Source organism: Parvibaculum sp. (assembly GCF_030694575.1).
Classification (GTDB): Bacteria; Pseudomonadota; Alphaproteobacteria; order Parvibaculales; family Parvibaculaceae; genus Parvibaculum.
In genome coordinates, this window is record NZ_JAUYUS010000095.1 from 1 (window position 1) to 7,763 (window position 7,763).

Below are 7,763 nucleotides of genomic sequence, written 5' to 3' on the forward strand. Positions count from 1 at the left end.
TCCCCTAGGGGATACCAGATTCTTCCATAAAATCAGTGTGTTGGCCGCTAGAGATAGGCGGCGATCGCCTGCATGGCGAGCGCGATCAGCGCGCCGAGCCACAGCACCAACGTCGACAGCAGGCCGATGGTGAAGCCGGTCGAGCGTTTCAGCGCGGCGGCATAATAGCCTCTCGCGTAAACCACTCTGCCAATTGGATAAATCACACCGACCAGCGCTGCCCACATGTCGCCGAGCGTCAGCGCGAAGAGCCAGAGCGACGGCAGGAAGATCAGCAGCCCCTCGGCGGTGTTCGCATGGACGCGCATGACGCGCAGAAAATCGTCGGGGCCGTCGGTGCGCGGAGCGGAAATATTGTGCGTTGTCCGTGCCTTGCCGACTTTGTAGGCCATCCAGAAATAGACGATCAGCGTGATGAGCGTGACCAGGCCGGTCAGCGGATAAGCGAAACTCGTCATGGCGGTTCTCCCCAATGCGGTACCCGGCATCAAGAAGATCAGCTTGCGCTGATTCCGGCAAATAAAAGAAGGGCTTGGCGCCTATTGGGGGGCGACGCCGGCCTCGAGCGCGCGGATGCGGGCGGCGAGCGTCCGGTCGCCGATATGGCTGTTTTCAGCCATTTCCGGTTCCCGGTCCGGCGCCTGCTCCGGTTCCGGCGTGTTGTCCAGTTCGGCGAGCAGCGAGGCTTTCACCTCGGCGAGGGTGCGCGCATCCTCGTCGCGCTCGTCGTCCGGATAGGGCTCAAGTGCCTGCGGCGCAACGCTTTTCGGCGCTTCCGCCGGGCCCGCGGCGCGCAGGTCCGCGGCCAGCTGCGCGGCCGCCGCGCTCAGGCTTTGCAGGTGGTCGCGCGTTTCCTCGTGGCGGCGGGCCTCTTCGGCGATTGCCCGTTCGAGGCTGCCGAGGTCGGCTCCGGCGCCGTCGAGGCGCGCGTCGCGGGTCGCGACCTCGGTGGTCAACCGGTTGATTTCGCTCGCCAAATCCCGGGCGTCCGCGATCAGGCGATTATTCTCGCGGGCGAGGTCGTTGTTGGCGTCGGCGAGTTCCTGCCGCTGCGCACGCAGCCTTTCGATCTCGTCATGCAGCGGCGCCGCTTCGCGTTCCTGGCGTTGCAGCATCTCATCCAGTTCCGCCGTTCTGGCGGCCATGCTGCCGTTTTCATCCAGCCGGCGCGTCGTCACCGTCACCGCACGCCGCCACACGAACTGCGCGGCGACGATCGCGAACAGCGTTGCGACGAGAAAGCCAAGCGCCATCAGCATCAGGCTTTCGATCATGGGATCCTCCCATCGCTGGCTTCGGCGACGTCACGGGGTGGTGGAAAAGGTGCGTCAGCCTGCCAGAAAAGCCGTAACGCTTCTACCGTCAGAACGGCAGCCACTCGCGGGTTTTCGTATATTTGAGGTAGCCGACAGAGGCACCGAGGCGCAGGCCGACGCCGGAGCGCATCGGTGCGAGCACGATGTCGTCGCGCTGCTGGTAGTTGATCCCGATGCCGCCCACGAGGTAGGCGCTTCCTTCGACGCCCGGAAAGCGCTGATAGATCGTTTCGCCGTTCGGGAGGTTGTAGATCAGCGTGAAGACCTTCACCGCGTTGCCGCCGAAGTCCCAGCCGGCGCTCGGGCCCTGCCAGTAAACCCGCTCGCGCGTGCCGTTTTTCATCACCAGCTCGCCCTGTCCGTAGCGCAGGCCGAGAACGAAGGCACCGCTCGCTTCCTCGCCCTTGATATAGGCGTTCGGCTCGCCGTAGCGCTCGAAGACGGTGTTGATCGCATCGGCGAGACCCTTCGACACGGCGCCGAAGAAGTCGCCCGCCTCCTTGACGATCTCGCCTTCCTGGTAGGTATCCGTCTGTTGCTGCTGCTGGTTCGTCTGCGCGAAGGCGGGAGCGGAAGAGAAAACAATCAGCGCTGCAAGCGCAAGAATACCGGCGGCGAGCTGCCATGCGAGCCGGTCGGCGCGTGCCGGTGCGTGAACGGTTACGGGGTGGGATTTCATCGGGCGCTGTCTTGTCGTCATTTCCGCTTCCTTGCTTGTCGAATCCGGCGTCTGTCGAACCTTGCCGCCATCGAATCGCCCCCAATTCATGCGAAGTTTACAGCATTAATCCCCGGGCGGCGGCGCGGGGCGATAATGGCGGTGCAGGATGGCGAAACGGTGACCGGAAAAGGGCAAGCACGCGTGCGATACAGAATGGAAGAGGCGCGATGCTGAATTCATGGCGGGGCCGGATCGCTTTCATTGCCGCGCTTGTGCTCGTGCTGGCCGGTGCGGCGCTGCTATACGTCTGGACAGAACGGGCGGCGCTGGCGGAGCAGGTCATCGGACGGGCGCTGGCGCAGCGAGGCGTCGAGCCGGTATCGTTCAGCGTGGGTTTCATCGGCCTCCGGAGCATTTCCCTTTACGACATAAAAATTGGCCCTGCCGGAAATCCGGATGCCACGGTCGACAGCGTCACAGTCGCCTATGCGCCGGGCGAATTGTTGTCCGGCCAGGTCCGGTCGATCGACATTGGCGAGGCATGGCTTCGGGTTCGTCTGGCAGAAGGCGGGGTGTCGCTCGGCGTGCTCGACCCGCTGCTTGCCGGTGGAGGCGAGGACGGCGCGCTGTCGCTGCCGCCGGTTCATGTCGATAACGCGCAGGTCAGGCTGGAAACGGCGGAGGGCGGTTTTCTGCTCAGCGGGCCTCTCGAAGTGACGACAGACGGAACGGCGACTGTGGTGACGACGGATGCGATGAAGATTTCCGAAACCGTTGCGCCCGCGCGGTTCGCGCCCGTGATTGCGTCCGGCAATGTCCGGCTCGACGGAGAGACGATTTCTTTCGAAAGCGATCTTTCCGCGGAGAGCGGCGATGCCGGACCCGTGCCGCTGCTTCAGGCCGAAGGAAACTATAACCGCACCGCGAAGACTGGTGCGGCGACGGCCCAAGGTTCATTGTTGTTGGCGCGGAATGGCGTCACGCCTGCCACGCTGTCGCCGCTGCTCCAGCCCTTCTATCTCGACATCGAAGGCGGGCTCGCGTATCGCGCCGAGGCGAAAATAGAGGACGGTGCCGCCGAAGTGGTTGTCGATGCCACGCTCGACAAGCTCGCCCTCAGTCAGACAGCCGCCGGTTCCGCCTCATTTTCCGGGCCGGTGCGGCTGTCGAAGACTTTCGGAAACGGCGATGAGGTTTCGCCATTCCGTCTCGATCTGGCTGCGCTCCGGGTCGACGACCTGTCGAAGCCGGAACGTTTCGCCCCACTGACGATGGAGGGGCGTGTCGAATTTCTGCAGCCGGTCATCAGCGCGGAGCTCGTCGCGCGAAGCGCTCTTCCTGCCATCCGCGGCGCGCGGCTCGGCAATCTGGCGGCCACCTACGATATGGCGACGGGGCAGGGGAAAGTCCGCGCAAGCGGCGATCTGAGTTTCTCTCCGGGCAAGCTCGAGCTTCAGACCGTTGTTCCGATGCTGAAGGGCACGGTGACCCGTATGGGCGGCAAGGCGAGCTATGTCGCGGAGGCGGTGCTGTCGGATCGCGGGCTGACAAGCTCCGGCCAAGCAACGCTTGCCAATCTTGGTTTCGTTGCATCGGCGGCTACGGTGGAAGGGCTCAATGGAACGGTGCGGCTCGCGAGCCTGTTGCCGCTCAGGACTCGGGGTGTGCAGACGCTGAAGGTGAAAATGCTTCAGGCGGGCGTTCCGCTTGCCGACGGCGTGATCGCCTTCGATCTCAATGAAAGCGGCTTGCGTATTGTGGATGCGACCTGGCCATTTGCCGAAGGCAAGCTGGTACTGGTCTCGTCGGGCGCTTCAGTCACTGCGTCCGATGCGAAATTCACCCTCACCGTCCAGGATGTCGATCTTGCGGCCCTGCTGAAAATGGTGGAGGTGCCGGGGCTCACGGCGACCGGGCGCATCAGCGGGAGAATTCCCGTCGTCATCAGGAACGGCGATCCCATTCTTCTCGATGGAAGCCTGGCGGCCGAAGATGACGGGATTATCGTCTACACGAGCGGCGCCGCCGACGCGGCATCCGGCGAGCAGACGAAACTGCTGACCGACGCGTTGCGCAACTTTCACTACAAGGAGCTATCGGGCGGCTTGTCGGGCAACGCAAACGGGGATCTCGTGCTCAGTCTCGCCTTGCGCGGTTCAAATCCCGATCTCTACGACGGCTATCCTTTCGCCATCAATGTGAAGCTGGAAGGATCGCTTGCGGATGTGTTGCGACGTGGTACCGTTGGTTTCAGGCCGCTTGAACTTATAAAACAGCAATCGAATCCGGCGGTGACGCCTCCCGCCAAAAAGACGGAGCCATGAGCTTGCGCGAACCGAAAGCCATTGGAGCGATTTCCTTCAGCCGCGGCGCATTGTTCGCCGTGGCGGTTTCGATGCTGCTCGCCGCCTGCAATCCGACGGTGAAGATCGAAGCACCGGACAAACCCATCGAGATCAATCTGAACGTCAAGATCGAGCAGGAGGTGCGGATCAAGATAGACCGCGACCTCGACGATCTGCTCGCGTCAAACCCCGACCTGTTCTGAGGAAGAGCATGCGCCTTTTTCCGAAATCCATTCTTGCGATGCTGATGCTGGCGGCTTCGCTCTTCGCCGCCGCGCCGGCTTTTGCCATCGATCTCGATTCGGCCAAAGCCCAGGGGCTCGTCGGTGAGCAGTTGACCGGTTATGTCGGCATCGTGACGGCCAGTCCGACGCCTGAACTCAGGACGATGGTGAACGATATCAACCTGCGCCGCCGCGCCTCCTATCAGGAGATCGCCGCAAAAACGGCGGGCGCGACGTTGAACGCGGTTGAAAAGCTTGCGGCCGAGAAGCTCATCGCCAAGACCCCCTCCGGCCAATATGTCCAGAACGCCTCCGGGCAATGGGTGAAGAAGCCCTGACCGCGTATCGTTCCGGCACGGCAGCGCTTACTTGAGGAGTGCTTCTTCGCCGTTCTGTCTTTCTGTGGGGCGATGACCGGCGGTTTCTCCGATATCCCGGCTATCCGGCGCGGCACAGCGCTTGCACTTTCATTTCCGACCAGCTTTTCCGCCTGCATCGATTTTGCGTGGCGGGGTCGGCGCGGACCCCCGACGGTCGGGGGGCCAGTTCGCCGGTTCGCGCCGACCGGCTTGGTCGCCTCCGTTGGCCTCGACAGCACCAGACTCCGGACCGGGAAAATATTCCGGTCCGGAGCTCAGGAGGCCGCATCACATTGAAAATTCAGGCCGGAAAATTCAGGCGAGGGCGCCCCGGGCGACGAAGTAGGGATTGTCGAGCCCGCGCTCTGTCTTGCCGTAGAGGAGCGGCGTGCCGTCGAGCTGGGTCACGCTGCCTCCCGCCGAGAGCAGGACCGCATGCCCGGCCGCCGTATCCCATTCCATTGTGCGTCCATGACGGGGATAGAGATCGGCCTCGCCGGCCGCGATCAGGCAGAATTTGAGCGACGATCCGGCGGCGAGAAACTCCTTCACCTTGTAAAGGTTCAGGTATTCATCCGTTTTCGTGTCCCGATGTGTCCGGCTCGCGATCACGACCAGCCCGTCCGCGTCGGGCTTGCGGGCCGCAATGCGCCGCGGTTCCGCGGCATCTGCCGCGCCTCCCGGTGCCACGGTTTGTTCATAGGCGTCGCCTGGCCCGTAGCCGAAGAACATGCGCTCCTTGGCGGGCGCATAGACAACGCCGGCGACTGGCCAACGGTCCTCGATGAGCGCGATATTTACCGTGAACTCGCCGTTCTTGTTGATGAACTCCTTGGTCCCATCGAGCGGGTCGACGAGAAAGAAGCGATGCCCGAACTCCGGAACGTGTCCTCCGGAGGCCGCCTCTTCGGATACGATCGGAACTTCCGGCACGGCCTGCCGCAGGCCTGACAGGATCAGCGCCTCCGCATCCCTGTCAGCGGCAGTAACGGGGCTGTTGTCGTCCTTGCGGATGACTTCAAAATCGGTCCGGTAATGATCCATGATGGCGGCGCCTGCCGCCAGGGCAATCCGGCGCAATTCATCTGTGAGGGCGGCTCTGTCGGAAATCAGGCTCGTCAATTCGCTGTCCTCTGGCATTGTTGTATGGAACGGAGGGAGCCAGCACCCGGACAAGGGCTGGCTGAGCGGCAAATGAAGCACCGGGGCTGGCATTGAGTGCGGTGCGATGGTATCAGGCTTTCTAGGGTTTTCGGGGTTCTGGGGCAATGGATATGAGTGAAACAACGACCGAGGTCTCCGCACTGGAACTCGCCGCGTTGATGTGCAGCCGGGTTTGCCACGATGTCATCAGCCCGGTGGGCGCGATCACGAACGGGCTCGAGGTGCTGGCCGACGACGACGATCCGGAGATGAGGGGCCACGCGATGGAGTTGATCGCGAAGAGCGCGGCGCAAGCTTCGGCCAAGCTGCAATTTGCGCGGCTCTGCTTCGGTGCGGCTGGGTCGGCGGGAGCCGAACTCGATCTGCAGGATGCAAAGTCCGTCGCCGAGGGGCTGATGATGGGCGAGCGGGCGACCCTCGTATGGGATGCGCCGGCGGCGACCATCGGCAAGGACTATGTGAAGCTCCTGCTCAACATGATCCTGATCGGCATGGCTGCCATCCCGCGCGGCGGCGAAGTCGCGGTGTCGGTGGACGGCGATCTCGCGAAGCCGATCTTGCGGGTACGCTCGGTCGGTCAGGCGGCCCGGATACCGGAAGAGACCGCGAAGTTCCTGGGCGGCCGTGCGCCGGACCGCTTTCTCGATGCCCGGGCGGCGCAACCTTATTTCACCGGCCTGGTTGCGCGCTCACTCGGGCTTTCCATCGATGCGAGGATGGACGGGGACGACTTCTCGATCGAGGCATCCTTTGTCGACAGCGGTGCCGGCGTCTGACGCCTCCGGCATTAGAGATCAAAATAAAAAAGGGACGTCCCCCCGGACGTCCCTTTTTCGTGCCGCAGGCCGGCTGCCCGGTCAGGCAGACGCCTTGGCCGGCATATTCCCCTCGGCCGGGTCGCGCAACACATAGCCTCTTCCCCACACCGTCTCGATGTAGTGATCGCCGCCGGTCGAAGCCGCGAGCTTCTTGCGTAGCTTGCAGATGAAGACGTCGATGATCTTGAGTTCCGGTTCGTCCATGCCGCCATAGAGATGGTTCAGGAACATCTCCTTGGTGAGCGTGGTGCCCTTGCGGAGCGAAAGCAGCTCCAGCATCTGGTATTCCTTGCCGGTCAGATGAACACGGTTGTTCTCAACTTCAACCGTCTTGGTGTCGAGGTTGACGGTCAGCTTGCCCGTGTTGATGACGGATTGCGAATGACCCTTGGACCGGCGGACAACGGCATGAATGCGCGCCACCAGTTCATCCTTATGGAAAGGTTTGGTCATGTAGTCGTCGGCACCGAAGCCCAGGCCGCGGACCTTGTTCTCGATACCGGCGAGGCCGGAGAGAATGAGGATCGGAGTGGTGACCTTGCCGACGCGCAGCGACTTCAAGACCTCGTAACCGCTCATGTCCGGCAGGTTCAGATCGAGGAGGATGATGTCGTAGTCGTAGAGTTTGCCGAGGTCGACCCCTTCTTCACCGAGGTCGGTGGTGTACACATTGAAACCATCCGACTTGAGCATCAGCTCAATGCTCTGCGCTGTTGCGCTGTCGTCTTCGATGAGCAGAACTCGCATTGGTCCCCCTCTCGGCGATCGGAATATCCGGTCGCCAGCGGCTTGGTTAATCCATAATTTGGACCTTACGGCGATTTGGTTAACAAAGGTTAATCGGAATGAAAAAAATTCAGAAAAATTTACGGGTCA

The 7,763-nt window shown here is 62.5% G+C and carries 9 protein-coding genes; 4 read left to right on the plus strand and 5 right to left on the minus strand.

Annotation, left to right across the window (positions count from 1 at the left end):
* Positions 1-47: 47 nt before the first annotated feature.
* The 3 genes from Q8S60_RS13335 to Q8S60_RS13345 form a co-directional block, all read right to left on the minus strand.
* Positions 48-458, minus strand: coding sequence for an MAPEG family protein (locus Q8S60_RS13335; protein ID WP_305278604.1), 411 nt, complete (start codon positions 456-458; stop codon positions 48-50).
* An 81-nt stretch (positions 459-539) separates the two neighbouring features.
* Positions 540-1,274, minus strand: coding sequence for a hypothetical protein (locus tag Q8S60_RS13340; RefSeq protein ID WP_305278606.1), 735 nt, complete (start codon positions 1,272-1,274; stop codon positions 540-542).
* An 88-nt stretch (positions 1,275-1,362) separates the two neighbouring features.
* Positions 1,363-2,016 carry a DUF1134 domain-containing protein gene (locus Q8S60_RS13345; RefSeq protein ID WP_305278607.1) on the minus strand — a complete coding sequence of 218 codons (654 nt, stop codon included), beginning with the start codon at positions 2,014-2,016 and terminating at the stop codon, positions 1,363-1,365.
* A 188-nt stretch (positions 2,017-2,204) separates the two neighbouring features.
* On the opposite strand from Q8S60_RS13345, the gene Q8S60_RS13350 reads away from it, so the two are divergent.
* Genes Q8S60_RS13350 through Q8S60_RS13360 form a run of 3 tightly spaced genes read left to right on the plus strand, consistent with a single transcriptional unit; the run spans position 2,205 to position 4,884 of the window.
* Positions 2,205-4,301, plus strand: a complete 2,097-nt coding sequence (locus Q8S60_RS13350) for a YdbH domain-containing protein (protein ID WP_305278608.1) — start codon at positions 2,205-2,207, stop codon at positions 4,299-4,301.
* Positions 4,298-4,525 (plus strand): YnbE family lipoprotein, encoded by a 228-nt coding sequence (locus Q8S60_RS13355; protein WP_305278609.1) that lies wholly within the window; start codon positions 4,298-4,300, stop codon positions 4,523-4,525. The genes Q8S60_RS13350 and Q8S60_RS13355 overlap by 4 nt, the downstream gene beginning before the upstream one ends.
* An 8-nt stretch (positions 4,526-4,533) precedes the next feature.
* The gene (locus Q8S60_RS13360) at positions 4,534-4,884 is read left to right on the plus strand and encodes a YdbL family protein (protein WP_305278610.1); all 351 of its coding nucleotides are present in this window, start codon (positions 4,534-4,536) and stop codon (positions 4,882-4,884) included.
* 336 nt (positions 4,885-5,220) lie between these two features.
* Here the strand turns inward: Q8S60_RS13360 and cysQ are convergent, their stop codons facing one another.
* On the minus strand, positions 5,221-6,027 hold the full coding sequence (gene cysQ / locus Q8S60_RS13365) for a 3'(2'),5'-bisphosphate nucleotidase CysQ (protein WP_305278611.1): 807 nt from the start codon (positions 6,025-6,027) through the stop codon (positions 5,221-5,223).
* Between the two features lie 152 nt (positions 6,028-6,179).
* Between cysQ and chpT the strand changes: the two genes are divergently transcribed.
* Positions 6,180-6,845: a histidine phosphotransferase ChpT gene (gene chpT / locus Q8S60_RS13370; RefSeq protein ID WP_305278612.1), complete on the plus strand. Its 666-nt coding sequence runs from the start codon at positions 6,180-6,182 to the stop codon at positions 6,843-6,845.
* A gap of 81 nt (positions 6,846-6,926) precedes the next feature.
* Here chpT and ctrA read toward each other — a convergent pair whose 3' ends face one another.
* A complete protein-coding gene (gene ctrA / locus Q8S60_RS13375; protein ID WP_305278613.1) occupies positions 6,927-7,634 on the minus strand; it encodes a response regulator transcription factor CtrA in 708 nt (235 codons plus the stop codon).
* Between the last annotated feature and the right edge of the window lie 129 nt (positions 7,635-7,763).